Annotated in this window: 25 protein-coding genes and 2 pseudogenes; 11 read left to right on the top strand and 16 right to left on the bottom strand. The window is 68.6% G+C overall.

Translation table 11 applies throughout. The features are described from left to right. The first annotated feature begins 40 nt into the window (after window positions 1-40). The 5 genes from ABFX45_RS37865 to ABFX45_RS37845 are packed head-to-tail and all read left to right on the top strand — an operon-like array spanning window position 41 to window position 4253. A complete protein-coding gene (locus ABFX45_RS37865; protein WP_346135469.1) occupies window positions 41-997 on the top strand; it encodes a terpene synthase family protein in 957 nt (318 codons plus the stop codon). Next, window positions 994-2421, top strand: coding sequence for a cytochrome P450 (locus ABFX45_RS37860; RefSeq protein WP_346135467.1), 1428 nt, complete (start codon window positions 994-996; stop codon window positions 2419-2421). Before ABFX45_RS37865 ends, ABFX45_RS37860 begins: the two co-directional genes overlap by 4 nt. Further along, window positions 2418-3449, top strand: coding sequence for a polyprenyl synthetase family protein (locus ABFX45_RS37855; protein ID WP_346135465.1), 1032 nt, complete (start codon window positions 2418-2420; stop codon window positions 3447-3449). The genes ABFX45_RS37860 and ABFX45_RS37855 overlap by 4 nt, the downstream gene beginning before the upstream one ends. Before the next feature lie 59 nt (window positions 3450-3508). Further along, on the top strand, window positions 3509-3724 hold the full coding sequence (locus ABFX45_RS46645; protein WP_428834278.1) for a ferredoxin family protein: 216 nt from the start codon (window positions 3509-3511) through the stop codon (window positions 3722-3724). Window positions 3725-3734: 10 nt separating this feature from the next. Next, the gene (locus tag ABFX45_RS37845; RefSeq protein WP_346135463.1) at window positions 3735-4253 is read left to right on the top strand and encodes a hypothetical protein; all 519 of its coding nucleotides are present in this window, start codon (window positions 3735-3737) and stop codon (window positions 4251-4253) included. A gap of 75 nt (window positions 4254-4328) precedes the next feature. On the opposite strand, the gene ABFX45_RS37840 is transcribed toward ABFX45_RS37845, so the two are convergent. The 4 genes from ABFX45_RS37840 to ABFX45_RS37825 form a co-directional block, all read right to left on the bottom strand. After that, window positions 4329-6629, bottom strand: coding sequence for an ATP-binding protein (locus tag ABFX45_RS37840; protein ID WP_346135461.1), 2301 nt, complete (start codon window positions 6627-6629; stop codon window positions 4329-4331). Between the two features lie 114 nt (window positions 6630-6743). After that, window positions 6744-8390 (bottom strand): long-chain-fatty-acid--CoA ligase, encoded by a 1647-nt coding sequence (locus ABFX45_RS37835; protein ID WP_346135459.1) that lies wholly within the window; start codon window positions 8388-8390, stop codon window positions 6744-6746. A 46-nt stretch (window positions 8391-8436) separates the two neighbouring features. Then, window positions 8437-8577: a hypothetical protein gene (locus ABFX45_RS37830; RefSeq protein WP_346135457.1), complete on the bottom strand. Its 141-nt coding sequence runs from the start codon at window positions 8575-8577 to the stop codon at window positions 8437-8439. 217 nt (window positions 8578-8794) lie between these two features. Next, window positions 8795-10174, bottom strand: coding sequence for a GGDEF domain-containing protein (locus ABFX45_RS37825; RefSeq protein WP_346135455.1), 1380 nt, complete (start codon window positions 10172-10174; stop codon window positions 8795-8797). Window positions 10175-10510: 336 nt separating this feature from the next. Between ABFX45_RS37825 and ABFX45_RS37820 the strand changes: the two genes are divergently transcribed. Further along, the gene (locus ABFX45_RS37820; protein WP_346135453.1) at window positions 10511-11086 is read left to right on the top strand and encodes an alpha/beta fold hydrolase; all 576 of its coding nucleotides are present in this window, start codon (window positions 10511-10513) and stop codon (window positions 11084-11086) included. A 130-nt stretch (window positions 11087-11216) separates the two neighbouring features. Here the strand turns inward: ABFX45_RS37820 and ABFX45_RS37815 are convergent, their stop codons facing one another. The 11 genes from ABFX45_RS37815 to mvk all read right to left on the bottom strand — a co-directional run bounded on the left by ABFX45_RS37815 (window position 11217) and on the right by mvk (window position 21969). Next, window positions 11217-12155: a terpene synthase family protein gene (locus ABFX45_RS37815; protein WP_346135451.1), complete on the bottom strand. Its 939-nt coding sequence runs from the start codon at window positions 12153-12155 to the stop codon at window positions 11217-11219. Between the two features lie 50 nt (window positions 12156-12205). After that, window positions 12206-13201, bottom strand: coding sequence for a cytochrome P450 (locus ABFX45_RS37810; protein WP_346135449.1), 996 nt, complete (start codon window positions 13199-13201; stop codon window positions 12206-12208). Between the two features lie 17 nt (window positions 13202-13218). Then, window positions 13219-13566 carry a cytochrome P450 gene (locus ABFX45_RS37805; protein WP_346135447.1) on the bottom strand — a complete coding sequence of 116 codons (348 nt, stop codon included), beginning with the start codon at window positions 13564-13566 and terminating at the stop codon, window positions 13219-13221. A gap of 511 nt (window positions 13567-14077) precedes the next feature. Further along, entirely contained in the window at window positions 14078-14308 is a 231-nt protein-coding gene (locus ABFX45_RS37800; RefSeq protein WP_346135445.1) for a hypothetical protein, read from the bottom strand. A 203-nt stretch (window positions 14309-14511) separates the two neighbouring features. Beyond that, window positions 14512-15579 (bottom strand): 3-oxoacyl-ACP synthase III family protein, encoded by a 1068-nt coding sequence (locus tag ABFX45_RS37795; RefSeq protein ID WP_346135443.1) that lies wholly within the window; start codon window positions 15577-15579, stop codon window positions 14512-14514. Between the two features lie 44 nt (window positions 15580-15623). Then, window positions 15624-16799, bottom strand: a complete 1176-nt coding sequence (locus ABFX45_RS37790) for a hydroxymethylglutaryl-CoA synthase (RefSeq protein ID WP_346135441.1) — start codon at window positions 16797-16799, stop codon at window positions 15624-15626. Beyond that, window positions 16796-17857 (bottom strand): hypothetical protein, encoded by a 1062-nt coding sequence (locus ABFX45_RS37785; protein ID WP_346135439.1) that lies wholly within the window; start codon window positions 17855-17857, stop codon window positions 16796-16798. Before ABFX45_RS37785 ends, ABFX45_RS37790 begins: the two co-directional genes overlap by 4 nt. Before the next feature lie 19 nt (window positions 17858-17876). Further along, a complete protein-coding gene (gene fni, locus ABFX45_RS37780) occupies window positions 17877-18935 on the bottom strand; it encodes a type 2 isopentenyl-diphosphate Delta-isomerase (RefSeq protein WP_346135437.1) in 1059 nt (352 codons plus the stop codon). Next, complete coding sequence (locus tag ABFX45_RS37775; RefSeq protein ID WP_346135435.1) at window positions 18925-20007, bottom strand: phosphomevalonate kinase; 1083 nt, start codon at window positions 20005-20007, stop codon at window positions 18925-18927. The genes fni and ABFX45_RS37775 overlap by 11 nt, the downstream gene beginning before the upstream one ends. Then, entirely contained in the window at window positions 20004-20996 is a 993-nt protein-coding gene (gene mvaD, locus ABFX45_RS37770; protein ID WP_346135433.1) for a diphosphomevalonate decarboxylase, read from the bottom strand. Before mvaD ends, ABFX45_RS37775 begins: the two co-directional genes overlap by 4 nt. Next, window positions 20986-21969 carry a mevalonate kinase gene (mvk, locus tag ABFX45_RS37765; protein ID WP_346135431.1) on the bottom strand — a complete coding sequence of 328 codons (984 nt, stop codon included), beginning with the start codon at window positions 21967-21969 and terminating at the stop codon, window positions 20986-20988. The genes mvaD and mvk overlap by 11 nt, the downstream gene beginning before the upstream one ends. A gap of 744 nt (window positions 21970-22713) precedes the next feature. On the opposite strand from mvk, the gene ABFX45_RS46640 reads away from it, so the two are divergent. After that, window positions 22714-22893, top strand: a complete 180-nt coding sequence (locus ABFX45_RS46640; protein ID WP_428834277.1) for an amino acid kinase family protein — start codon at window positions 22714-22716, stop codon at window positions 22891-22893. A 13-nt stretch (window positions 22894-22906) separates the two neighbouring features. Here ABFX45_RS46640 and ABFX45_RS37755 read toward each other — a convergent pair. Next, a pseudogene (locus ABFX45_RS37755) lies at window positions 22907-23522 on the bottom strand (IS3 family transposase); the annotation flags it as partial. Window positions 23523-23651: 129 nt separating this feature from the next. On the opposite strand from ABFX45_RS37755, the gene ABFX45_RS37750 reads away from it, so the two are divergent. From ABFX45_RS37750 to ABFX45_RS37740, 4 genes and pseudogenes are all read left to right on the top strand, one after another. Continuing rightward, a complete protein-coding gene (locus ABFX45_RS37750; RefSeq protein WP_346135539.1) occupies window positions 23652-23867 on the top strand; it encodes a hypothetical protein in 216 nt (71 codons plus the stop codon). Then, window positions 23816-24187 (top strand): annotated as a pseudogene (locus ABFX45_RS46635) (Rossmann-fold NAD(P)-binding domain-containing protein); the annotation flags it as partial. The gene ABFX45_RS37750 and the pseudogene ABFX45_RS46635, both read left to right, overlap by 52 nt. Window positions 24188-24272: 85 nt before the next feature. Beyond that, window positions 24273-25286, top strand: a complete 1014-nt coding sequence (locus tag ABFX45_RS37745) for an amino acid kinase family protein (RefSeq protein WP_346135429.1) — start codon at window positions 24273-24275, stop codon at window positions 25284-25286. Window positions 25287-25335: 49 nt separating this feature from the next. After that, on the top strand, window positions 25336-25478 hold a 143-nt coding region (locus ABFX45_RS37740), incomplete at its 3' end, for a transposase (protein ID WP_346135535.1).

Genomic DNA, 25478 nt, shown 5'->3' with positions numbered 1-25478 from the left:
GCTCATCGAGTACGGCCCGACCGAGCAAGGGAGTACACGTATGCCGACGTCGATTGCCACGCTTCCGGACCTGTGGTGCCCGTTCCCGTCCGAGAACAATCCGCACTCCGACGAAGTCGACGGCGAGAGTTTCCGGTGGCTGAACCAGCACGGCCTGCTCGAAGACGAGCTCAAGATCCAGCGCCTGCGGCGGCAGCGCAGTGGCGCGCTGGCCGGGAGGACCAACCCCGAGGTCGATGCGACCATGCTGCGGCTGCTCAGCGACTGGTACGTGTGGCTTTTCGCGTTCGACGACGGCTACTGCGAGAGCGTCGAGGCATCAGGCGGTTCGGCGGCCGAGGCAGCACTGACGATCTCCAGGCTCACCCGCGCGCTGGACTCCGATCTGCAGGTGCTGGGCGCTATGGAGCCGTTCGCCAGGTCGTTGCAGGAGGTGCGTGACCGCGTCGACGCGGTAGCGTCGGACTTCCAGCTCGAATACTGGAAATCGACCGTGCGCGACTACCTGGCGGCGCAGATGTGGGAGGTGGCCAACCGCGAGGCGGACCGGATTCCTGATCTCGACGAGTACCTGACCATGCGCAGGCACACGGGCGCGACCTACACCTGCCTCACGCTCATCGACGTGACGATGCGGCTGGGGATGTCCCTGCACGACGTGTGCGACGCGGAAATGCGCTCGTTGCTGGACATCACCGCGAATCTGGTGAGTTGGGACAACGACCTCTACTCGCACGCCAAGGAGATGGCGAGCGACCAGGGCAGGCACAACCTCGTCGGGGTGCTGGCACACCACCGCAAATGTTCCACCTCGGAGGCCTGGGAACTCGCGACGGCCATGCGCGATCGGGAGATGAGGAACTTCGTCGCCACCTGTGCGCAGGTCGAGGACAACGCCGAGCCTCAGACCAGAAACTTCGTGCGCAGTCTCGGTTTGTGGCTGCGCGGCCACATCGAGTGGTCCCGCGCCAGTTCGCGCTTCGAGGTCGCGTCGTGACCGCGGCGACCGCGCCCGGCCGTCTGCCGGGCATCGGACACCTGCTGCCCCTGATGACCCGACCGATGCCGTTCTTGCAGTCGTTGGCCGATCTGGGGCCCGTGGTGCGCATGTACCTGTGGCGGCAGCCCGTGTACGTCCTCACCTCCGCGCAGCTGGTCCACCGCATGCTGGTGCGGGACAGCGCGAAGTTCGAGAAGGGCTTCGTGTTCGACAAGGCCAGGGCGCTGCTCGGCAACGGTCTCTTCACCGCGGACGCGCAGACGCACCTGAAGCACCGGCGACTCGTGCAGCCCGCCTTCCACCGCGACCGCGTCGCGGAGTACACGGAGCTCATCATCGAGCAGGCCGACGACGCGGTGTCGTCGTGGTCACCGGGTTCGCTGGACGCGCGGTTGCGGATGGGTGAACTCAGCACCGACGTGGTCACCACGGCTCTGTTCTCCACCGCCTTGACGGCAGAGCAGAAAGCCATCGTCGTGCGTGCGCTGCCGGCTGTACTCACCGGATTCATCCAGCGCGCCCTGTACCCGCACCCGGTGCTGGAGAAGGTGCCGCTGCCGACGAACCGGCGGTTCGACGCCGCGGTGCACGACCTGCGTGCGGTCGTGGACGACATCGTCGCCCGCTGTGCACCGGAGGACAGCAACGTGGTCTCCCTCCTGCTCGCCGCGCGGGACGAGCACACCGGCGAGGGCATGGACGCGGTCCAGGTTCGCGACGAGGTCGTGTCGCTGCTGCTGGCGGGAGCGGAAACCTCGGCCACCACGTTGACGTGGTTGCTCTACGAGCTGGCCCGGCACCCGGAACTCCAGGACGAGATCCGGCAGGAGGTCGCCTCCGTCACCGGTGGCGGCTCGCTCCAGGTCGACGACGTGGCTCGCCTCACCCGCCTCGGTCACGCACTCACCGAGACGCTGCGCCTCCACACGCCGAACTGGATCCTCATGCGGCGGGTGATCGAACCCGTCGAGTTCGACGGCACGCGGCTGGAGCCGGGAGCAGAGATCCTCTTCAGCCTCTCCGCGTTGCACCGAGACCACGCGGTGTTCGCCGACCCGGCGAAGTTCGACCCGGACCGGTGGCGCGAGGGCACCGTGCCGCGCACGTCCTTCATGCCTTTCATCACGGGCAACCGCAAGTGCATCGGTGAGTCCTTCGCCTGGAACGAGATGGTGGTCATCGCCGCCTCGGTGGTGGCCAGGTGGCAGCTCGTCCTCGAACCCGGCTGCCGAGTCCGCGAGAACGCCACCTCCGCGACCGTTCAGGCGGGCGGACTGAAGATCTCCGTCGCACCTGTCGCTCCTGTCTCCGTTCCGCGCAACATCAGCAGCGTCGCGCCGAAGTGTCCGATGCGGACGTCCGATGTGGATATACAGCTGCAGCCAACTCTTGTTCCAGGTGAAGGGCAGGGCTCGCGATGATCTCCACCGCCGCTCCCTCGGCCGCCGACGTCCTCCGCCTCAGTGCCGCGCAGGTCGACGGACCGCTCAGGTCGGCTGTCGGTCAGCTCCCGGCACCGCTCTGCCTCGGCGCGGGCTTCCACTTCGGCTTCTGGGACGCCGCGGGCGGCCCCATCACCGCTGCGCAGGGCAAGATGGTCCGCCCAGCGTTCGCCTTCGCCGCGGCGCGGGCGGTGAACGGCGGTGCGGTCAACGACACCGCGTTGCGCGCCGGAGTCGCGGTTGAACTGGTGCACAACTTCTCGCTCGTGCACGACGACGTGATGGACCAGGACCGGACGCGCCGGGGCAGGCCGACCGTCTGGGTCCAGTTCGGTGTGCCGTGCGCGATCCTCGTCGGCGACGGACTGCTCGCGCTCGCCAGCCAGGTGCTGACCCAGGAGGGCGATGTCGGCGCGGCGGCGATGTGTGCCGAGCTCAACTCCGTGGTCGTCGACCTGTGCCTCGGGCAGCAGCAGGACATGAGCTTCGAGGAAACCCTGTTGGTGTCCCCGGAGAGCTACCTGGAGATGGCGGCGGGCAAGACCTCCGCGTTGCTGGCCGGTTCCTGCGTGCTGGGTGCCATGGCGGGTGGCGGGACGCAGCGGCAGGTCTCGGCGTTGCGCAGGTTCGGCCACCACGTCGGGCTGGCGTTCCAGCTCGTCGACGACGTGCTTGGCATCTTCGGCGACCCGGCGGTGACCGGCAAGCCGGCCGGTGCGGACCTCTTGCGGTACAAGAAGAGCATGCCCGTGCTGGCGGCGATGCAGGCCGGTTGTGCGGCGAGTGACGAGCTCACCGAGCTGTACCGCACGCAGGCGATCACCGAGGCGCGGCTCGCCCGCGCGGTCGGCCTCGTCGAGCGCGCGGGTGGCCGCACCTGGACGCAGACCGAGGCCGAGCGCCAGTACCGGCTCGCGCTCGACTGCCTCGAGGAGATCGGCGGCGACGCGCGCGCGGAGGCGGAGCTGGCCGCTCTCGCGAACCTGATGATCAACCGGAACAGGTGAGAGGGCGCTCGCCCGTGCCCACCCGGTGCTGCTCGCGTCGCCCCACCAGGAGCGCGCCAGTGGCCTACGTGATGGCTCAACCCTGTGTCGACGTCATGGACAAGGCGTGCACGCAGGAATGCCCCGTCGACTGCGTCTACGAGGGTGATCGGTTGCTCTTCATCCACCCGGAGGAGTGCGTCGACGACCTCGGCTCGCCTGGTGGTACGGGAGGAAAGCCGTGGCGCGGCAACGACCCGGAGTTCGTCAGTGCACCGCCGGTGCACGTGTCATGAGCCGCGGGACGTGACACTCACCGGCACCAGCGCGACCTCGTCAGGTCCGCTGTTCACCTCCGTGGTCGACCCTCTGCACGCCGCACTGGTGCTGCACGACCAGAACACGACCCGCCAGCAGGACCGGTTCCGGACCCGGTTGTGCTTCGAGCTCGCCACGCACGGCGTGGCGAGCTTGCGGGTCTGGGACACGACGACCGAAGCGGTCAGGTCCGGGCTGGCGCACCTGCGCACCAAAGTGCACGCCGCGCCCGCGGCGATGGTCGCGATCGGTCCGACGTGTTCTGCCGCGCTGCGCCACACCGCCCATCATCCGTCCGAAGTGGACAGATTGGTGCTGCTGAACCCCGCACCCGCGGACGAGGACGAGGACAGTTGCGGTGGCGTCGTCTCGTCGACGCTGATCGTGCACGGAGCGGGCACGGACCTGCCCTCCGGTCCCACTCGCGCGCTGGCGCAGCGACTCGTCTGCCGCACCGCCTGGTGGAGATCGCGGTACTGCAACGCTCCTACTGGCAGACGCCGGTGATCGACCTGCTGGCGCAGTGGGTTCTCACTGACCTGGTCGTGCCCGCCGGGGACGACGGGCGAGGTCCTGCGCTGTTCAGTCCTCGCGCTGCGCGGCGACCCAGTCCGCGACCTGCGCCCGGGAAATCGCGTTGAGCTTCCCGAGGATCCGGGTCACGTGCGTTTCGGCGGTGCGTTGGGAGATCACCAGCGTGGCGGCGATTTCCCTGTTGTTCAACCCTTGCGCGATGAGCTGCGCGACCTCGGCCTCCCGGGGGGTGAGTCGTGCTCCCCGCGCCTGCACGCGCGCCGTCGAGCGCCGGTGGTCGAGGATGAAGTCGATGGCCTGGCCGAGGCTCTCGCCGTACGCGGCGCCGTGGTCGAACTCCTGGTGGAACTCCTGGTCACCAAGTGCGTCGAGCGTCTTGCGCGCGCACTCGGACCTCGGCACTGACCAGGTCGGGGACGTCTGCAGCGACCCGGTGTTCATGATCGGACGCAGCCGGTGCGCCGTGCCGAGCAGCTGGGCCGCGGCGCGGTGGTCCCCGGCGGCCGCGGCGATCCATGCCAGCAGGTCGATGTGCAGGCGGGCCGCGACCACGTTGTTGAAGGTCTTCGCGTTGCGGAGGCCGGCGCAGGACGTCCTGCGCGCCATGCTGTAGTCACCTCCGAACAGCGCGGTGAGCGCCAGTCCGTAGTAGACGATCGACTTCGTCCACCGCTGGCCGCGCCGTTCGCACAGCTCGAGCACGGCACGACCCCGCGCGACCGCGGTGTCGAGATCACCCGTGTAGGCCGTCGAAATCGCGACCACGGCACGACTGACGGACTCCTGGCTGCGATTGCCCGCCCGCTCGAACGACGCCGCGGACAGCTGGCACATCTCCATCGTGCGCTGCGGGTCGTTGTCGACCAGAGCGACGAGACTGTGTGCCATGTGCGCGAAGCCGGCCATGTCCGCGTTCTTGTTCTGCACCGCCCACTTCAGCACAGCGTCAGCCTCACGCGTCGCCGTCTCCACATCGCTCGTGACGCACGCGGTGTGCGCGACGAGCCATCGAGCGCGGGCGCGGTGGTAGGAGGGCTCGCTGATGGCCGACAGCGCCGAGGCCGCCCAGCGACGCCCGGCCGCGACATGGCCGCAGTGTGCCCAGTAGAAGTAGAGGTGCGAAACCAGCCGCAGGCCATCGGCGGTCAGCGCGGCGGCGGCACGCGGCCGGAACGCATGTGCGAGCGCGTTCTGCACGTCCTCGTGTTCGCGCACCAGCCGCGCGTACACCGCGGCCTGGTCGTCCCCGTCGGTCCAGGCGGTTTCGTGCCGGTTCGCGAACTCCACGTAGTACCGCAGGTGCCGCGCGGCGATGTCGTCGTACTCCCCGGCGGAGCGCAACTTCTCCCGTCCGAACTGACGAACGAGGCCGAGCATGTGGTACCGCACCACGCCGTCGCGGGCCTCGCCGCGGACGACCGACGTGTCGACGAGCCGGTTCAGCAGGACGTCGAGCGGGACGTCGCCGAGATCGCCGCACACCGCCCGGACGGCGGCCAGGTCCGGTGCACCCGCGAAGTACGATATCCGCGTCCACAGCGCTCGTTCGGCCGGCGACAGCAGGTCGTAGCTCCAGCCGATGGCCGCGGTCAGCGTGCGCTGCCGCTCACCCGCACCGTGGCCGCCTTGCGACAGCAGATCGGCGGAACCCGCGAGGTGGGCCGCCAGCTCGGTCAGCGAGAGCGTCCGCAGCCAGCGCGCGGCCAGTTCGAGCGCGAGCGGAAGACCGTCCAGCCGGACGCAGACGTCCAGCACCTGTTCCCAGTTGTCGGTGGTGACCGCGAAATCACGTACGGATTCGGAGGCCCGCTGTTCGAACAGCCGCACGACGTCCAGCGACCTCGCGTGCTCGAACGTCGACACCTCCGGCGTGGGGAGCGGTTCCACCCGCACCACGTGCTCCCGTGGTGAGCCGAGCACCTGTCTGCTGGTGGCGAGGACGTGCACTCCCGGTGAGTTCGCGAGCAGCTTCTCCACGACGGGCAGGCACAGGTCCAGCAGGTGTTCGCAGCTGTCGACGACCACGAGCACCTCGCGGTCGGACAGGTAGTCCAGCACCACGTCTATCAGGTCACCGGAGGACTGCGAGAGGCCGAGCGACCGGCTCATCGTCTCCAGCAGCAGGTCGAGGCCGGGATCCACCAGCCCGTCCAGCGCCACGAACGCGGCACCGTCGCGAAACCCGCTCTGCAGCAGCTGCGCGGCGCGGACGGCGAGCCGGGTCTTGCCCGCTCCGCCGGAGCCGGTGAGGGTCACCAGCCGGCTCGCGTGGAGAGCCCGGCGGACCGCGCCGAGCTCGGTCCTGCGTCCCACGAAACCGGTCAGCGCCGCGGGTGGCCCGAAGGGCATTCGTTCCTCCCGTACCGTCGGCTCACACCGCTTCCTCGCCGCTCACGCGCAGCTGCTCCAGGTGATTTCCCGGGTAGAGGCAAGTACATCCGCTTTGTGGCGCACCGGTGCCGGTCAGTGCTCGGCCAGGTAGCGCGCAAGGCCGCGGCGCAGCTTGCACGAGGACGTCTTGGGGAGACTGCCGGGGCTGAGCACCCGCACCGCGATCGGTCGCACTCCCGTCATCCTGGCGACCTGGGCGGCGATTTCCCGCGACAGCCGGGCTGTCAGCGCGTGGTCGGTGACGTGTGCGGATTCGACGACGACGGCGAGGCTTTCGCGGTTGGCGGCGTTCAGGTGCCGCACGGCGACCGCATTGCCTGCGCGCACCCCGCAGATCGCGCCGACGGCCTGCTCGATGCCGGTGGGGTAGAGGCGGCGGCCGCCCACCGTGATCACGTCGTTGGCGCGGCCGCAGACGACGACGTCGCCTTCAGCGAGATAGCCGATGTCGCCCGTGCGCAGCCACCCGTCGTCGTCCAGTGCCGAGGTGGTGCCGTTGTGGTCGAGATAGCCTGCCGCCACCACAGGGCCGCGCACCTCCAGCTCGCCCACCTCACGGGCGGCGAGCGTGGTGCCGTCGGTGCCGACAGCGCGCACCTCCAGTCCGGGCAGCGGAGGCCCCAGTCGCGTCAAACGCCTCGCCTCCAACGCATCGGGGTCACTCGTCGTGGCCGCGTTCGCGTACTCCAGCTGCTCCGGGTCCACCAGGTCGACGGTCACTCCTCGCGCCGGGCTCGCGCTCACCACGAGCGATGCCTCGGTGAGGCTGTACGCGGCCTGGACGCTGTCGGGGTTCAGCCCGAACCTGGTGCCCGCGGCGATCAGGTTCTCGGTGGTGTGCTCGTCCACGGGCTCGCCGCTGTTGAGCGCGATCCGCAGCCGGGAGAGGTCGAACCCGGAGGAGTCCGGCACCTCGGCCAGGTGCTCGGCCAGCAGGGCGAACGCGCAGTCGGGCGCGCTCGTGACCGTGCCGCCGTAGTCGTGCAGCAACCGGGGCCACAGCAGGGGGGTCGCCAGGAAGTCGGCCGGCGTCACCTCGACCAGTTCGAGTCCGAGCACCATGGGCAGGACCAGGGATCCGGCCAGACCCAGGTGGTGGAAGAGCGGAAGCCACGACTCCAGCACGTCCTCACCGGGCGTGAGACGCAGTCGACGGCTCAGTGCCAGGACGCTGTTGAGCAGGGTGCCGTGCGTGATCCGCACCGCCTTCGGCGCCGCCGTGGTGCCGCTCGTCAGCTGCAGCAGCGCGGTCGAGCTCTCCTTGGCCGCGGCGGGCAGCAGCAGGTCGCTCGCCGTGCCGGTGACGAGATCGGTGAGGCGGAGACTTGTGACTCCGCAGTCTTCCAGCGCCAGTGCCGCGGCGCCGAAGGTGGCGCCGAGCAGCACCACGTCGGCCCGGACGAGCTCCAGCGCCGCGAGGGTGTCCTGCACCCACGTGCTGAGGTTCGTGCGCGGCGTGGGCTGGTGCAGCACGGTGACGCTGGCTCCGACCAGCCACGCACCCTGCACGGATGCCGCGACCAGATCGGGTTCGACCGCGAGCACGGCTACCGCCGCTCCCGGACGCAGACCGCTGCTGGTCAGTGTGGCGGCGACACTGCGCGCTCTGGTGTGCACTTCGGCCCACGTTCGCCGGCGCGGTGTGTGCGGTTCGCCCGTCACCATTCCGGTCTCGCTGGTGCGAGCGGTGGCGAGCAGCAGGTCGGTCAACCGGCTCATTCGGTACTCCTCTGCGGGCCGCGCGTTCGGAGATCCCGGGCGTTGCTCAGTCCGTGCCGCGCACGATCACCGGTTCGAACAGGCCGCTTTCGTCGGTCCAGCAATGGCGCAGCGGAATGCTGCACAGGGTGGGAAAGTCGTCGTCAGTCAGCTGGTCGTCGTGCGCGGGTGCGTCCATGGCGTTCATGACAATCTCCTGGTGAAATGGGGAAGAACACACCACAAAGCTAGACGCGGTGACGTGTGGTGCCCACCATCACGTCCCATCGAACGGGACAGCTGCCGCCGGACGATTCGTGCCGACGGCCGGAACGGAAAATCGTTTCCTGCTGGGAAAACCGACCAGCGTCACAGCCGGCGGCGGCCCGGAAGGCGCGAGGATTCCTGCTTCCCGCCGGAAGTGATCATCTGATGTGGACGGTCATGCCGGAGCTGGGCTCGAGGTCGAGCGCGTCGGCCCGCAACCGCCAGCGGTCGGTGGCGGAGGTGGTCGGCCATCGCGCCTCGGGAGCGTGCGTCACGCGGTTCCGGCCTGCCTTCTTCGCCGCGTAGAGAGCGTGATCGGCGGCCCGCATCAGTTCCCCCAGCGAGACCTCCCGCTCCGCGGGCGCCATGGCGACACCGACCGACGCGGTGCGGCCGGCGACGAACACGGGTAGCTTTCCCGGTCCGCCGTCGCACAGCACCTCGATTCTGGCGATCTCCGCGCGGGTTCGCTCCGCGACGACGCCCGCGTGCTCGCCGTCACCGAGCAGCACGACGAACTCCTCACCGCCGAACCGCCCGACCGGATCCTCCGAGCGCACGACTTTCCTGAGCACGTCGGCGACTTCCTGCAGCAGGGCATCACCGGCCATGTGCCCGTACGTGTCGTTGACCTGCTTGAAGTGGTCCAGGTCGATGACGAGCACGGTCGGCCGCGTGCCCTGCGCGCGGGCATCGGCGATACGGTTCTCCGCGAGTTCCGTCCAGCGCGCTTTGGTGGCGAGACCGGTGCCGCCGTCGTGCCTGCCGATCTCGACCTCGCCGACCAGATGTCCGTGCGCCAGCACGAGAGCGAGCGTGAGTATCACCATGAACGGCGGCGCGGCCGTGGCGGTCAGCACCACACCCAGTCCGACGCCGGTGGTGACATGGACCAACCCGTCGCGGTCGCCGAGGATGGTGTGCAGCGGTGGCCGCGACGCCGGAGCGGACAGCACGACCGCGCCGGCGGTCGTCACCACCTGCTGACCGATGTACACCAGGCCGCTCAACACCAACGCGATCTGGACTCCCGCTTCCGCCGGGGTCGTCGAGCCGGACACGGTGCGGAACACCGCGTGCGCCGCGCAAGCCGCCAGCACGACCGACGCGGTGCTGAACGTGAACAGGAACAAGGGCTTGCGCACGACGAGCTGTCGCACGCCGCGGACAGCGAGGATCAGAGAGATCGCCAGCACCGGTGGCAGCAGCATCGCGGCGGGGATGAGGAACACGCCGCTCATGTCAGCGGACCCGCGACCGTGGGTGCGCCGTCGGCGCCGCCTGAGCGACGACGCCTGCTGGATCTGAGCGGCGGCACAGAGGATCCCGAACCGCAGCCACTCGTCGCGGGAGATCGGCAAGCCCGCGGTCAGGTTTCCCGCGACCGCCAGCACACCGGCCAGGTCGACCACCGCGAGGTAGAGCACCAGCACCACGGGGAAGTTCCGCAGGCTTCCGGCGAAACGCCGGTCCGTGCCGTGTTCGTCGTCCAGCAGCGGATGGGACCGGGTTCGGTGCTCCGCCTGTGGTCGCCGCACGTCGCGTCTCCTCGCAGTTGGTCAGCTCGTCGCGCAACGGCGTCACAACGTGGAGCCCGTCAACCGGTGCACTGGATCGCGACGCTAACCAGAGCACGTCGCTGCCTCCACCGGCGCGTTCCAAGTTCCGGCACGCACGCGGCGCGATTGTGACGCTATGTGTGGAGAAGTGTCGGGCCACGGCTGCGCGGTCCTCGGGAAAGGGGGCGCGGAGACCGTGCTCAGGACCATGACAACTCGTGACGGTTGTGCACTCGCGTTTCACGAAGCGGCGGTGAGGGTGTTCCTCTCGTGCTGCTGCACGGCTGGTCGTAGTCACAGGCGACCTTCGACCGGTTGCTGCCGCACCTCGTACCGGAGCACCGTGTGATCACCTTCGACCTGCGCAACCACGGTCGGTCGGGACGTTCCGAGGGCGGTTACCGGGTGAGTGCGCTGGCGGCGGATCTGGACCAGCTGCTCACGCACCTCGGCGTCGCCACGGCGCACCTGCTGGGGCATTCGATGGGTGCGTCGGTGCTCTGGTCCTGCCTGGAGCTGTACGGATCGGCCCGCGTGCGCTCGCTGGTGTTCGTGGACGAGCCTGCCGCGTGCGCTGCGGCGCCGTGGTTCATCGCCGCCGACAGTCGTGACGCCGGGGTGATCCTGAACCACTCGGACGTGGGGGACTTCGTGTCCTCCCTGGTCGGGGACAACGCCGCCGCGGTTCGCCGGGCGTTCCTGGAAGGCATGCTGAGCAAGGATCTTCCCGCGGCGGACCTCGACTGGCTGTACGAGCGGAACCTGCTCATGGCGCTGCCGTGGGGAGCGAAGCTCCTGCTCGACCACGTGCAGCAGGACTGGCGGGACGTCCTGCCGGGCATCGCGGTGCCGACGCTCGTCGTCGGTGGCTCGCACTTCCCGTTCTTCTGAGCGCCGGAACGCTTCGCCGAGGTCCTGCTCGGCTTTCTGGCCAGGCAGCTCCGCGCCACCGCGTGAGCGTCATGGGTCGCATTGGACCGAGTCTCACGCGGAAAGTCCACTAAGGAGCATGTCGTCGAGGTCACCCGGTCAGCAGCGTGGGCTCGCGGTAGCGGTGGGACCGGAGGTGCCAGTGCAGGCTGCCGGAGATCCACCACTTGAGCCCGTTGACGAACGTGACGAGCTCCGGCGCGGCGCCTGGCCTCGTCAGCTTGCGCCGGAGGTCGTCGAACTCGACGGTGCGCGCGCTGACCATCTCCGCCGCCGCGTTGAGTGCGCCGGACCAGCTCATCCCGGTGGCGTTGTGCAGCACCGCCACGAGGTTGGTCATCTCGCCGTGCCGGACCTCCTTGTGCACGGACAGCACGTCGTTGCTCCAGCAGACGACGTCGTTCGCCGCCAGCCGCAACGCCTCGACGTCGGAGGTGATGTCGGTGTGCCGGGCGTGCGGCATGCGTTCGATCAGGTCGACGCAGGTCTCCACCGCACCGCTGCGCCGCCGCAGCGCCACGTACGCGCCGAGGTCGGGTGCGCGACCGTCCCTGGCTCTCGCCGCATCGGTGGCGTACGAACGCGCGTACTCCTCCGCGTGCTCGCGGAACCTCATCCGCAACGACGCGGGCATCGGCTCGGCGAGTTCCCGCCACAACTCGGCGAGCGCCCTCGTGACGGCGGTCCGCGGAGTGGTGGGGGTGTCGAGGTCCAGCGGCAGCAGCGGCAGCACGCCGCCGTCGATGCCGCCATCCTCCGGGGTGCGGTTCTCGTCGAACTCGTCGTCCGCGACGAACAACCACGCCAGCCACTTCGCGTAGGGCAGCAGATCCGGTGCGTCGGGGTAGACGTAGGCCGCGCACTCACCGAACGCGGCGGCGACGAACCGCTCGCGCACGGTGGGATCGTCGAGCAGCCCCGCGTCGTCAGCCCAGGTCAGCAGTTGCTCCTCGACCTCGTCGAGCGAGACGTGTGCGTTGAGCCGAACCGGGTAAGGGCACCAGAGATCTGGTGCCTGCGTGCTGATCACTGAACGCCTCCACGACTCGGGTTCCGCTGGGACAGGGTCGGTGGCCCGCGTCATGCCGGCACGAGTGCGCGCACGCGCATCTTCAACCCGCGGGGCTGGAGGTTGGCGAACAGCTTCGTCTCCACGTTCGCGTCCTCGGCGAGCTCCAGATGCAGCTTCCGCACGAACGTCGTGATCGCCGTGGTCATCTCGAAGCGCGCGAATCCGTCACCGATGCACTTGCGCCGGCCGGCGCCGAACGGGAGGTAGGCCTCCTTCAACGCGGACGGCCGCACGTTGTGCCATCGGTCGGGGTTGAAGTTCAACGGGTCCTTGTACAGGTCGGGATCGCGGTGCATCGCGGTCGGAGCGAAGATGATCTCGGTGCCCTTGGGCACGTGATACGGCCCGAGGTGCGTGTCCACGATCGCGCGTCGCATGACGACCCACGCCGGGGCGTACAGGCGGAGAGCCTCGCTGATCACCTGGTCGGTGAAGGTGAGCTGGTTGAAGTCCGCCATCTCCACGTCGCGGTCACCGAGGACGGCGAACGCCTCGTCACGCACCCGCTGCTGCAGCACGGGGTCCTTCGCCAGCCGGTAGCAGGCCCACGCCAGCGCCGACGCCGTCGTCTCGGTGGAGGCGAGCGGGAACGAGACCGCCTCGTCCTTCACCTGCTCGTCGTCCATCCGGTAGTTCGTCTCCTCGTCGTTGGCACGGCACATCAAGGAGAAGATGTCGTCACCTTCACCACCGTCGGTCGCGCGGTAGGAGGCGATCACGTGCTGGAAGACGTCGCGCAACTCCCGCGAACCCCGGTGGAAGGTCCGGTGTCCCGGCAGCGGTACCCACTTCGGCATCCAGGTCGGGTACATCACCTCGGTGAGCAGACCCTGGAGAACGGCAGGCGTGGCCCGGAGCACCTGGTCGCGTGCGTCCTGCGAGAGCTCGGTGCGCATCAGCGTGTCGATCGTGATCGACAACGTCATCTCGTTCATCTCGCGCAGGAAGTCGAGGGTCTCGTCCTCCTGCCAGGAGTCCGCCCGGCTGTGCGCCGACCGCACCATCACGCCGAGCCAGCGGCTCAGCGACTCGGTCCGGAACGCGCGGGCTGGAGCATGCGCCGCTGCCTCAGGTGGAAATCTTCCTCCGAGGTCAGCAGACCCTGGCCGAAGGCGAACTTCGCGCGCTCGAAGATCGTGCCCTTGTGGTAGCTCTTGGCATCCGTCACGAGCAGCTGCCGCAACAGCTCCGGCGAGTTGACGATCAACATCGGCGTGGGACCCGCGTAGAACTTCACGAGGTCACCTGCGGAGCGGACTTCTTCCAGGTAGGCCATCGGATGCTTGATGAACTGGAGGAGATGCCCCACCAGTGGCCTGCGCCCTGGTGCGACCGGGATGTCCTGCGCCACCGTTGCTGAAGTGAGCATGTGCCGAGGCTGCGCCACTGTGTGGTGTTCGGCAATTTACTCGTTCCAGCCTTCGGAATGAGCACCCGGTCCGCGTATTCGTCCGACCATCCACTTCGGACACGCCGATGATCGTCGTGCCATCAGATGACTCCCACCCTCATCGCGTAGGCGACGAGCAGTGAGCCGCCGCGATGGTCACCGGTGCACGGAACGAGGACGGCGGGCTCGCTGAGGAGACGCGGGCGTACGTCGAGCCCGCGCTGAGGCTGCTCGTCAGGGCCGATGCCGAGGCCTTGCTGCGTTCAACGCCAATGCGTGAAACCTCAAGGGCGGGCGGTTGGTTGCTTTGGTATGGCGCGAACGGGACGTTGGTGCTGATAGATGGCGCGAACGTGCTTTTCGCGCCATTCAAGCGCGGCGCAGCGAGGGTGCCCCTGGCGTCACCTGTGGCGGCAACTCGGCGACGCGTCGGCTGGAGCAGGGTGTTGCCCGGCCGACGCGGCACCAAGGCGTTGCGAGCTGATGACGGTCAGATCCGGTAACGCCAGAGGTTGAACCCTCCCGCATCACGTTTCGCGCAGTAGTAGTGGTAACCGTTGCTGGGCACCTGGGTGTTGTAGATCCGCGCTTCCCGCTCGCACTCCGCTTGCGTGGAGTAGGTATGGACGTGCTCAGCGGCGAGCGCGGCGGATTCGAATGCCACGAAAGCCGATGCCGCCAGTGTCACTGCCAGGATCGTCCTGGTCGCTGCCCTGATCATGTTCAGATTCTGACCTTTCGCGCACAGTTGCCGGCTCGGCGGCCGTTCGTCCGAAGAGGACGTTGACCACGCTAGCTCGACGAACGGGAACCGCGCACCGAGGCGGTTCCGCCCAGTGGGACAGGATCCCGCGCATGTAGAGACCTGACTGTGAGGACCGCGACGGCGGCCGCAGGGCAAGGCAGTCGCCGCCGCGCGGCGGTTCAGTGCAATCCGGCGAACGCGGTCGCGCCGACCTTGTCGCGCTCCGGCGTGAACACCGCGGCGCTCCTGGCGTACCGGGTGGGGGGCCACGAGAGCAACGACGAGCCGATGGACATGCCGCCGCCGAACCCGCACAGCAGCACGAGGTCGTTCTCCGCGAGCAACCTCTTGCGGTGCACGAGGTCCAGGGTGATCGGGATGGAGGCGGCGCCGGTGTTGCCGTAGTGCTCCAGCTTGACGTGACACGTGGCGCCGTCCAGCCCGAGCTTGGGCCACACGTCGCTGAGCATGGTGCCGTTCGCCTGGTGCGGCACGAAGTGCTGGACGTCCTGTGCCGCGACCGACGTGTCCCGCAGCAGCGCCTCGACCTCGCTGCTCAGACTGGCGTCGACGAAGCTGCGCACCGCACGTCCGTTCATCGTGAAGTAGTGCTGCCCGTTGGCGACGGTGGCCGCCGACGCCGGTGTCCTGCTGCCTCCGGCGGGGACACCGATCAGCTCGTGCTGGTCTCCTCTCGTGGTGAGCCGGGTGCCCAGCAGGCCCTGACCCGCCGCCACCGGACCCAGCAGCACGGCACCCGCCCCGTCACCGAACAGAATCGCGGTCTTGCGGTCCGAGCGGTCGAGGATGCGCGAGTAGACGTCCGCGCCGATGACGAGCGCGTACCCGTGAGGCTGGTCGTGCAGCAGTCCGTTCGCGACGGACAGCGCGAAGACGAAGCCACTGCAGACGGAGTTCACGTCGAACGCCGCCGCGTTGGTCGCACCGATCAGGTGCTGGACGATGCTCGCGGTGGCGGGCTGCGGGTGGTCCGGTGTGGATGTCGCCACGACGAGGTAGGACACCTGGTCGGCGGTGATGCCCGCCTGGACGAGCGCGGCTCGGGCGGCAGCCGCGGCCAGGTCCGACGTCGCCTCGTGCGGAGCCGCGCGGCGCCGGGAGCGGATCCTGGTCTTGCGCGTGATCCACTCGTCGGTGACGCCGGCCTCCGCGGCGACCTCGGTGTTGCTGACCGAGTGGACAGGCAGGTAGCTACCGGTCCCGATGATGCCGATGGGCTGGCGCATGGTGTTCCCGCCTTTCTTGGCGAGGTGGGGAGGGCGGGCGGTGGTCAGCTGGTCTCGTAGAGGCGCTTGTGCCCGGACAGGCCGGCGAGGCGGAACGGGCCGGTGGTCTGCTTCGGAGTCAGGTGGTGCCCGCCGTCCTGCGGCAGCGACCGCTCGTGCAACTCGCGGTAGGTGCCGTGGCCGATCGGCTGCCGCCGGTGGACGATCGCGCGGTGGGCGTCGGTGCGCAGATGCTCCAGGTAGCCCGGCACGACGATGCCGCCGAAGAACTCGGCGACGCAACCAGATCCGTAGCTGACGAAGCCGATCAGCTGGTCGGTGAGGTCGCTCGAGTGGTCGAGCAAGGAGGCGAGCGCCACGTACATCGAGGCCGTGTACGAGTTGCCGAGCACCTCGTTGTACGCGGTCGTCCGCCGGAGCATCTCCGACATCTGGTCCTCGTCGAGGTCGTGGCCCGTGGTGTTGAACAGGTGCCGGTGCGCCTTGTAGGCCATCTTCGTGAACGGCTGGTGGTAGCAGAACGCGCTGAACTCGCTCAGCGTCCGGCCGCCCTGCTCCGTGTAGTCCTTCCAGACACCCTCCACCGCCTGCAGGTAGGCGGCGATGGATTCCTGACCGTTGACCAGCGCGGTGCTGAGATAGTTGGGCCGCCAGAAGTCCATGACGTCGGCGGTGTGCAGACCGGACGGCGGGTCGATGCGGATCAGCGCGGGGTCCGCGCCGACGAGCATGGCCACCGCCGCGGCACCCTGCGTGGCCTCGCCGGGGCTGTCGAGCTCGTACCGCGACACGTCGCCGGCGATCACGAGGACCTGCTGCGAGGGATCGCGCTGAACCAGGCCCAACGCGAACTGCAGTCCCGCCGTGCCGCCGTAGCAGGCCTGTTTCAGCTCGACGACCCTGGTGGACGGCTGCAGGTTCAGCAGCGAGTGGACGTAGATGCCCGCGGCCTTGGACTGGTCGATCGGCGTCTCGGTGGCGAAGACCACCGTCCGGATCCGATCCGCACCCCATCGCTCCACGATCGGTGCCGCGGCGGCAGCCGCCATGGTGACGATGTCCTCGTCCGCGGCGGGGATGCTCATCGAGCGCTGGCCGATACCGACGTGGTACTTGCCGATCTCGACACCGGTGTGCGCGGCGAGCTCGGTGTGCGGGAGCACGAACTCCCCTGTGGCGAAGGACAGGTCATGAATGCCGATGGTGGTGTTCGTGTTCACGACTGGCTCCCGATCTTCTCGGTGGAACGTTCCATGTGGACGTGGGCGCGCATCAGCTCGCCGGGGTTCGTCTGCGCGGCCATGAGCGAGAGCTCGCCGCACAGCACGGTCGCCGCGGCGAAGACGGCGAGCCTGCGCGCGTTCTCACCGGGCTCGCGCTCGACCCGGCAGCCCAGCCGGGTCATGTTGGTCTCCACGAACGGCAAATCCTTGCCGTTGCCCACGCTTCCGACGATGAGGTTCGGGATGGTGCAGGAGAAGTAGAGGTCGCCGTCGCGGTCCTCGGCCAGGGTGATGCCCTGCGAACCCTCGACGATGTTGGCCGCGTCCTGCCCGGTCGCCAGGTAGAAGCCCTGCAGCATGTTCGCGTAGTGCGCGTTCGCCGACCGGATGCCGCCCGCGAGCAGCGTGCCAACGAGGTTCTTGCGCACGTTCAGCTCGGCGACCTTCGCGGCGGTGGTGTGCAGCCGGTCCCGCACCACCTCACGCGGCACCGTCAGCTCCGTGACCACGTTCTTGCCCCGGCCGAGGATGCCGTTGATGGCGGTCGCCTTCTTGTCGGTGCAGTAGTTCGCCGAGATCGAGCCGTAGCTGATGCCGGGCGTGGTGTCGAGCAGGTGCGACAGCAGGCGGTCGGCTGCCAGCGTGGCCATGTTGTGCCCGGAGGCGTCGCCGGTGGTGAACTCGAACCGGATGAACAACAGATTGGCCGTGATCTCGTGCCGGACGGCGACCAGGTTGGCGAAGCGGCTGCAGGTTCGCACCACGTCCTGCAGTTCTACGAACCGCGCTTCGATCTGCCGCGCCGTGGTGAGCGCGGTCTGTGCGTCAGCGGCCTCCACCAGGACGGAGCGGGTCATCCGCTCGTCGACGAGCGTCGCGATGATGCCGTCCGGCACCAGCCGGGACATCTTGGCGCCTCGTCCGACCGACGGCCACAGCGGTGACTCGTAGGTGGCGAGCGGAACTTCGAGCTCTTCGTTGACGACGTTGCCGGTGATGCGCAGAGGTCCCACCCACCGCATCGGAACGCCGGCGATCGCGTGCTCTTCAATCATGATTCTGGTTCTCCTGTTCCTACGGCACGGTGGGGAAGGGACGCGCGAAGCGATGGACGTCGATGCCGCGATCGGCGCAGAAGTCGCGCAGCTCGCCGCGGATGCGCACCTCGCACCGGGAAAGATCGGCGGGCGTCCGCGCGCCGAGCACGGTCATGATCGACTTGATCTGGTCGAGCCACGCGGTGATCTGGGCGATCAGCGCGTCGGGGCCGCCGTCGAGTACCGTCTTGAGGAACGTGCCGGCGACTCCGACCGCACTCGCGCCGAGCGCCAGACCGCGCACCACGTCGAGGGGATGCCGCACACCGCCGGAACCGAACAGCGGCAACCCGACGTCGGAAGCGTCCAGCAGACAGGCCGGAGTGGACTGACCCCAGTCGCCGACGTGGGCGTAGTCACCGCCCGCGCGCCTGCTGTTCTCGATACGCGCGAAGTTCGTGCCACCGCGGCCGCCCACGTCGGCGACTGTGACGCCCAGCTTGCGCAGGCACAGCACGGTCTCCCGGCTGAGCCCGAAGCCGACTTCCTTGACGAACACCGGTACGCCGACGCTCGCGACGATCTCCTCGATCCGCGGCCCCCACGCCGCGAACGATCGATCGCCTTCCGGCATCACGATTTCCTGAACGGTGTTGAGGTGGATCTGCAACGCGTCGGCGGCCAGCAGGTCGACCGCCTGCCGAGCGTGCGCCACGGACGCGTTCGCGTTGATGTTGGCCATGACGAACCCGTCCGGGTTCTCGTCGCGCAGCACCCGGAAGGTGGGCGCGCTGGCCGGGTCCTTGAGGTAGGCGCTCATGGACCCGCTCGCAATGGCGACTCCGGTCTCCCGCGCGGCGATGGCCAGATCCCGGTTGATGTCACCGGTTTTGGTGCTGCCTCCGGTCATAGCGTTGATGTAGAGAGGGGTGTTCCACTCGACGCCGGCGAACCGGGTGGTCAGCGACACGTCCTCGCGGTCGATCCCGGCTAGCGCGTGGTGGATGAACGTGACGTCGTCGAACTCGTTGCCACCACCGGGCCGGTGCTGTTCGACGGCGAGCCGGACGTGGTCATTCTTGCGGTCAGCGATCACCTGCGTGAGTCCTCTCCGGTTCGTACAGCTTGATCGGCAGTGGCACCACCCCCGCGGCGAGCCAGCGGGCCCGCACGCGGTCGAGGACGCCTTGATCTGGTTCCAGCAGCGCGATTCCGCAGTCGCCGCCACCCGCGCCGGACGGTTTGGCGGCTCCGCCCACGGCCTCGGCCGCGTCGCACATGGCGGTCAGCTCGTCGGTGAAGATGCCGAGGGCGCCCTGGTCGTCGACGGTGGCCAGCAGGCGCCGCGCGCGGCGGATCTCCTTGAGCACCATGCGATCGTCATCCGCTTCCAGCGCGTCCACCAGCGCGTCGACGCAGGCACCGCTGCGGCGTACGAACTCGCGGTACGCCTGGCTGCCGCGCCAGTCCTGTACGGAGCCGCTGCCGACACGGTCCGAAGTGGACGCGGGATTCCCGGTCCAGCCGACCTCGACCGCGAGCCCTCGCGGAGCGGGCAACCGGCGGACCGCGAACCCCGGCCACGGGGCTTCGAGCGCCGCCCTGACACCCTTGCGGCGGCTGAGATCGGCCACCGCGGTGCGATCGGGCGCCTGGTAGACCATCCAGCCACCCCAGGTGCTCGCCGCGAGATCACCACCGGAAGTGCGCGCGTCGAGCCGGACGGATGCCAGCAGCGCCAGCCGGAAGCGATCCTCGGTGGTGAGCGACATCCCGCAGAACGCGAGCAGTGCGTCGATCGTCGCCACCGTGACCGCGCCGCTGGAGCCGAGGCCGATCTTCACACCGGCGTGGTGCAGTCCACTGTGGATCGACAGCTTGACTCCGGGTAACGACCGCCCGTACTCGGCCAGCAGTTCACCCACCGTCTCGACCGCCGATACCACGTGCGGCATGCCGGTGTTCGCCGGGAATCCGTTGTCCTGGCGCGACAACCGCAGTGACTGGTCCGCGATGTCCGAGTCGATCACCAGGTCGTCGTCGGCGGAGGTGGCGCCGACGGTGATCTCCCGATCGACCGCGGCCAGCACGGCGGGCGAACCCGGCTCCAGCACCGCGTACTCACCGGCGACGAACAGCTTGCCCGGAGCACTCCGCACGGCGGTCACGGCCGCACCACCAGCCGGGCGGCGGGACCGGCACCGGCCACCGCGGTCGGGCACCCCACCGCCGCGTCGACGGCTGCGGCGACGACGTCGGCGTTCGCGCGGTGGCAGAGGATCTTGACGTTCGGCCCGGCGTCCATCGTGTAGTAGGCGGATACCCCGGCCCGCCGCAGTTCCAGCACCGCGTCGAGCACCGCGACTGTATTCGGAGTGAAGTACCGCACCGCCGGACGTGCCGCCAGCATGGTGGCGTGCATTCCCAGCGCGTTGCGCTCGGCGACCTCACCGATCGTATCGAGATCGCCGCGCGCCACGGCGTCCTGCATCTCCTTGAGATCCGCCGCGGCCGAGTCGGCCCACGGCCGGAACAGCGGGGAGGTCTCGACGGTGCGCCGCATCGCGTCCCTGCTGGTGACTGTCTTGTGGCCGGTGTCGACCAATGCGACCACCATCACCGGGTCGAACTGCGGGTCCTCCTTGGCCGGCACCGGTTCGGCGTAGGAGCTCTCGTCGTCGTGGCCCGCGCGCCACAGCGCGAAACCACCGAAGATCGACCGTGACGCCGACCCCGATCCCCGCCGGGCCAGCCGCGACAACGCGGCCGGGTCCAGGGAGAGCCCGCAGGCCGACGACGTCGCCAGCGCCAGCGCGGCGAAGGCGCTGGACGACGAGGCCAGCCCGGCACCGGTCGGCACAGTGTTCGTGCTGTCCACCACGGCTCGCCCGGTCCGGCCCGCACGGGAGCGCACCAGGTCGAGGAAACGGGAGACGCGCCGCTGTTGCTCGCCGGCCACGGGCGCGCCGTCGAGCTTCACCTGGTCCTCACCCGCCTCGGTGCTGAAGCGGACCGTGGTGGTGGTCCAGAAGGCGTCGAGGGTCATCGACAGACTGCTGGTCCACGGCAGGAACAGCTCCGGGTCGCGCTTGCCCCAGTACTTGACCAGGGCCATGTTCACGTGAGCGATCGCGGTCGCCTGCACCTCAGCGCTCATCGCGGCCGAACCTCCCCGCACCCACGGTCCAGGTCCGCACCGCACTGGCTTCGCACATCGCCTGGCTCACCCACCAGGCCTCCTCCGGCCGCTGAACGAGCGCGACGAGGCAACCACCGAGCCCACCACCGCTGACCTTGGCTCCAAGCGCTCCCGCCGCCACCGCGGCGTCGGCCATCGCGTCGATCAACGTGGTGCTCACGCCGATGTCGCGCAGTGCGGCGTGGCATTCGGTCATCGACCTGCCGAACCCGGCCGCGTTGCCCTCCGCGAGGTCCCGCACAGCCGAGCGGACCAGACGGGAAACCGTGCCCACGAACTGTTCGCGCGTGCCCGGCCGCTGCTCGAAGGCGTTGCGCACCAGGCGAACCGCGTCCTTGGTCTGTCCTGCCACGCCGCTGTCCGCGATGACGAACAGCCCGTCGAAGCCGATGCGCACCTGCTCGGCGGTGCCGTTCTCGAAGAGCAAGGGGGAGTCGGCGCCCGTAGTGATCGCGTCCACACCACTGGCCCGCCCGTGCACGACGTTCTCTGCGGCCTGCACCAACTCGTAGAGCTTCCGGTCGTCGAGTTCACGACCGAGCAGGTCCGCCAGCGCGAGCACGGCCGCCCGCGCACAGGCGGCACTGGAACCGAGCCCCCGGCCCGCCGGGATCTCGCATCGCAGCAGCACCTCGATGCGCCAGCCGCCGTCACCCGCGGTCAAAGCGTCGGCGACCTGCCGCAGCCCTTCGTTGGGATACGGCACCGCGCCGACCGCCCCGTCGAGCAGGACTGAGGTGGCGCCCGGCTCGGGGAACCGGGTGGCGACCGCGGTGACGCCCAGCCGCGGCACCGGTACAGCCAGCGCGGGGGAGCCGTGCAGCACAGCGTGTTCACCGAGCAGGATGGCCTTCGCGTGGGCGCGGCCGAATCCTGTCGCGACCTGCGCGGTCGCGGTCATGGTCCGGTTCTGCGAAGTCGAAAGTTCCATCAGCAGTCCCACCTCACGGGCAAGCGGAGGTCGTCGAGCAAGATCGGAAAATCACGTTTGCGCATTAGCGGCCTGTCCACTGATCACCTCATGAGATACAAGGTCGGTGCGAAAAGCGTGCTGTCACCCTCAGTGCGAAACATCCGTGCGCACCACAATTGCTCCCCTTGAGGGTTTGGGAGAAGGGGTTGTTCGGCAAAGCTGAGAAGCTGGCTGATCGCCGAATTCAAGGCGCCCGTCGCACTGTGTCGGGGTCTTGCTATGTGGTCCTCTCTCCCGTATTCGAGTTAAGTCCTACCGGGGGCGGGTCAGGCTGACTAGGTGGCTGTTCCACATGCAGGAACGCTCACGACAGGACCTCATTTGGCAGGAAATGAGGCGACAGGGCTTGCGCTGCGCTGAGCTGGAGGTATTGGTGGGCGTTCTTGGCAATGCCGCTACTTCTTCAGATGTGACTTTCTGCCCGTTCAAGCCTGCACGCCGCATCGGCGCCGGTCGTGTCCTCGTCGAAGCGGCATGACCGTCTGCTGATGAACGTGCCGCAGCTCCGGTCCGGGTTCCACACCTGGTTCCTCTGACAGGGACTCCGGCGAATGTAAGTCGTCGATACAGCTCGTCGGCACAGTTCCCCGTCCACCGTGGCGGGCGAGAGGGGAAGTCGATGACGGGAAAGATTCGGGTCTGCGTCCGAGGGGACGGGCGCCTGTCCTGGACAACGGGCGACTGCACGGAGTCGAAGCGGTCGTGGACAAGGACCTGACACCGGCCGAACTCGCGATCGTTCTGAAAGCCGACCGCCTGCTCCTGCTGGCCGACGCGCCCACCGTGATGACGGGCTTCGGCCTGTCGGACGCCGAGCCGCTGCAGCGGCTCGATCTGGCGGAACTCAAGGAGCTGACGTTCCCAGGTCTGCTGCACGAGTAGGTGACAGTTGTAGTCACGCAGCCTGACTGGCTGGCGTGGTCATGATTGCTTCGTATTCGATGGGGGTCGACCGGCCGAGAGCGGCTTGGCGTCTGCGGCGGTGGTAGGTGCGTTCGATCCAGGTGACGATCGCGGTCCGGAGTTCGTCGCGGGTGGGCCAGGTGCGCCGGTTGAGAACGTTGTTCTGCAGCAACGCGAAGAAGCTTTCCATGGCGGCGTTGTCTCCGGCTGCGCCGACCCGACCCATCGAGCCGGCCAGCCCGTGGCGTGCGAGCGCACGGACGAACTTTCTGGACCGGAACTGCGATCCGCGGTCGGTGTGCAGAACGCGGCCGGCGACATCACTGCGGCGGGCGACCGCGTTGTTGAGCGCTGTGACGGCGAGGCGGGACTTCATCCGGAAGTCGATGGAGTAGCCGACGATCCGGTCGGAATAGACCTCCTTGACCACGCACAGATACAGCTTGCCCTCGGCGGTGCGGTGTTCGGTGATGTCGGCCAGCCACAGCAGGTTCGGCGCCGTGGCGGAGAAGTCGCGCCGGACCAGGTCGTCGTGGACCGGCCTTCTTCCCATTCTTGCGGCGTTTCTTGCCGAACGCACTCCACCAGCCCATGGACGAGCAGATCCGCCACGCGGTCCGATCCGACATCGACAGGCGGCATTGCCAAGGTGCTCGGCCGATGTTCGACGCCATCGAGTTCCACGGCTTTGCGCAGGACACCGTCGAGACGCTGGCCGACCACGCGGGCGTGCCCGTGTGGAAGGCCTCACCGACTCCTGGCACCCCACCCAGATGCTCTCCGACATCCTCACCATGACCGAGCACTTCAACGGCCAGATCGAGGACATCAAGTTCGCCTTCGTCGGCGACGGCCACAACAACGTCGCCCGCTCGCTACTCATCACCGGCGCCTGCTCGGCATGGACGTCCGCATCGCCGCCCCCACCGAGCTGCAGCCACCCGCCGACGTGACCGCCAATGCCCACGAACTGGCCGCGGAAAGCGGCGCCCGCGTGCTCGTCACCGACGACCCCGAACAGGCCGTCGCCGGCGCCGACTACATCTACACCGACGTCTGGGTCAGCATGGGCGACTCACCCGAGGCCTGGAACACCCGCGTGCCTCTGCTGACGCCCTACCGCGTCACCGCCGAACTCATGAAGGCCACCGGCAACCCCGACACGACGTTCCTGCACTGCCTGCCCTCCATCCACGACCGCACCACGACCGTCGGCCGCCGGGTCCACGACCAGTACGGCCTCGACGGCGCCGAAGTCACCGACGAGGTGTTCTCGTCCCCGGCCTCGGTCGTCTTCGATCAGGCCGAGAACCGCCTCCACACGATCAAGGCGTCATCGTCGCCGGGCTGGCCTCCTGATGCGCATCGTCGTCGCACTCGGAGGCAACGCCCTGCTGATGCGCGGCGAACGCGCCGACGCCTCCGTCCAGCTCCACCACGTCGAAGCAGCGGCGCGAGCCCTCGCGCCGCTGGCCGCGGAACACGAACTCGTGGTGTGCCATGGCAAGGGTCCCCAGATCGGCCTGCTCGCCCTGGAAAGCGAGGCCGACCCGTCGCTCACCCGCCCGTACCCGCTCGACACCCTCGGCGCCGAAACCCAGGGCATGATCGGCTACTGGCTCGCCCAGTCCCTGCGCAACGCGGGCGTCCGCAAACCCATCCTCGCCGTCGTCACCCAGACCGTCGTCGACGCGGCCGATCCAGCCTTCGCAGCCCCGACGAAGTTCATCGGCCGGATCTACGACCGCGCCCAGGCCGACCGGCTCGCCAAACAGAACGGCTGGACCATGGCCGAGGACGGCCCGCACTGGCGCCGCGTCGTCCCGTTGCCTGAACCACTGCGGCTGGTCGAACAGGAGTCCATCGAGCAGTTGGTGGCCAGCGGCACGATCGTGGTCTGCGCAGGCGGGGGAGCGCCGGTCGTCGACAACGGGCAACTGCGCGGCGTCGAGGCCGTCGTGGACAAGGACCTCACGTCGGCCGGGCTCGCGATCGCACTCAAAGCCGACCGCCTGCTCCTGCTGACCGACGTGGCCGCAGTGATGACCGACTTCGGCATGCCGGACGCCGAACCGTTGCGCCATCTCGACTTGGAGGCAGCCTTACGCACGTCATCGGGACGGAATCGCTCAGGCAGGTCGCCGCGGTGGACAGCGTCGCGTATGTCGTTCACAAAACGGCTCATGTGGGCGCCTCCGGTGGAGGCTGGATGTCGGCTTCCCTCTCAGCGATGGTATCGAGGGCTGCGCGAAGTGGAATTCGTTCCTGCCCGATCCGTCTGTGCCCGGCCCAGTCCGGATCGAGAAGGCGGTGATAGACCGATCGTTCGGTATGTCAGTTGCGGGAGCGGTTTAGTGATCAGTTCAAAATGAGCTGGCGTGTCGGCTTTGCTTGCGGGACAGGACATTCCAAGATCACGGCGTGCGCGAGGAGGTCCTGACCGACGAGCTGTGGGCTCGGCTGGAACCGTTGATCCCGGTATGCCCGAGGCGTTTCCGCTATCCGGGCCGCAGGCGTGCCGACGACCGGGCCGCGCTGGAGGGCATCCTGTACGTGGTGCGTAC

Origin of the sequence: Lentzea roselyniae (assembly GCF_039537795.1) — a bacterium.
GTDB classification, from domain to species: domain Bacteria; phylum Actinomycetota; class Actinomycetes; order Mycobacteriales; family Pseudonocardiaceae; genus Lentzea; species Lentzea atacamensis.
Note: the sequence above shows the minus strand (reverse complement) of the source record. Positions and strands in the feature narration are given on the sequence as shown.

Excerpts from the sequence above, each read along its gene's own strand:
- ABFX45_RS37865 (WP_346135469.1), top strand. The coding sequence starts at position 41 with ATGCCGACGTCGATTGCCACGCTTCCGGACCTGTGGTGCCCGTTCCCG.
- ABFX45_RS37855 (WP_346135465.1), top strand. The coding sequence starts at position 2,418 with ATGATCTCCACCGCCGCTCCCTCGGCCGCCGACGTCCTCCGCCTCAGT.
- ABFX45_RS37840 (WP_346135461.1), bottom strand. The coding sequence starts at position 6,629 with ATGCCCTTCGGGCCACCCGCGGCGCTGACCGGTTTCGTGGGACGCAGG.
- ABFX45_RS37835 (WP_346135459.1), bottom strand. The coding sequence starts at position 8,390 with ATGAGCCGGTTGACCGACCTGCTGCTCGCCACCGCTCGCACCAGCGAG.
- ABFX45_RS37830 (WP_346135457.1), bottom strand. The coding sequence starts at position 8,577 with ATGAACGCCATGGACGCACCCGCGCACGACGACCAGCTGACTGACGAC.
- ABFX45_RS37810 (WP_346135449.1), bottom strand. The coding sequence starts at position 13,201 with ATGGTGCGGTCGGCGCACAGCCGGGCGGACTCCTGGCAGGAGGACGAG.
- ABFX45_RS37805 (WP_346135447.1), bottom strand. The coding sequence starts at position 13,566 with ATGCTCACTTCAGCAACGGTGGCGCAGGACATCCCGGTCGCACCAGGG.
- ABFX45_RS37800 (WP_346135445.1), bottom strand. The coding sequence starts at position 14,308 with ATGATCAGGGCAGCGACCAGGACGATCCTGGCAGTGACACTGGCGGCA.
- ABFX45_RS37795 (WP_346135443.1), bottom strand. The coding sequence starts at position 15,579 with ATGCGCCAGCCCATCGGCATCATCGGGACCGGTAGCTACCTGCCTGTC.
- ABFX45_RS37785 (WP_346135439.1), bottom strand. The coding sequence starts at position 17,857 with ATGATTGAAGAGCACGCGATCGCCGGCGTTCCGATGCGGTGGGTGGGA.
- mvaD (WP_346135433.1), bottom strand. The coding sequence starts at position 20,996 with ATGAGCGCTGAGGTGCAGGCGACCGCGATCGCTCACGTGAACATGGCC.
- mvk (WP_346135431.1), bottom strand. The coding sequence starts at position 21,969 with ATGGAACTTTCGACTTCGCAGAACCGGACCATGACCGCGACCGCGCAG.
- ABFX45_RS37745 (WP_346135429.1), top strand. The coding sequence starts at position 24,273 with ATGCGCATCGTCGTCGCACTCGGAGGCAACGCCCTGCTGATGCGCGGC.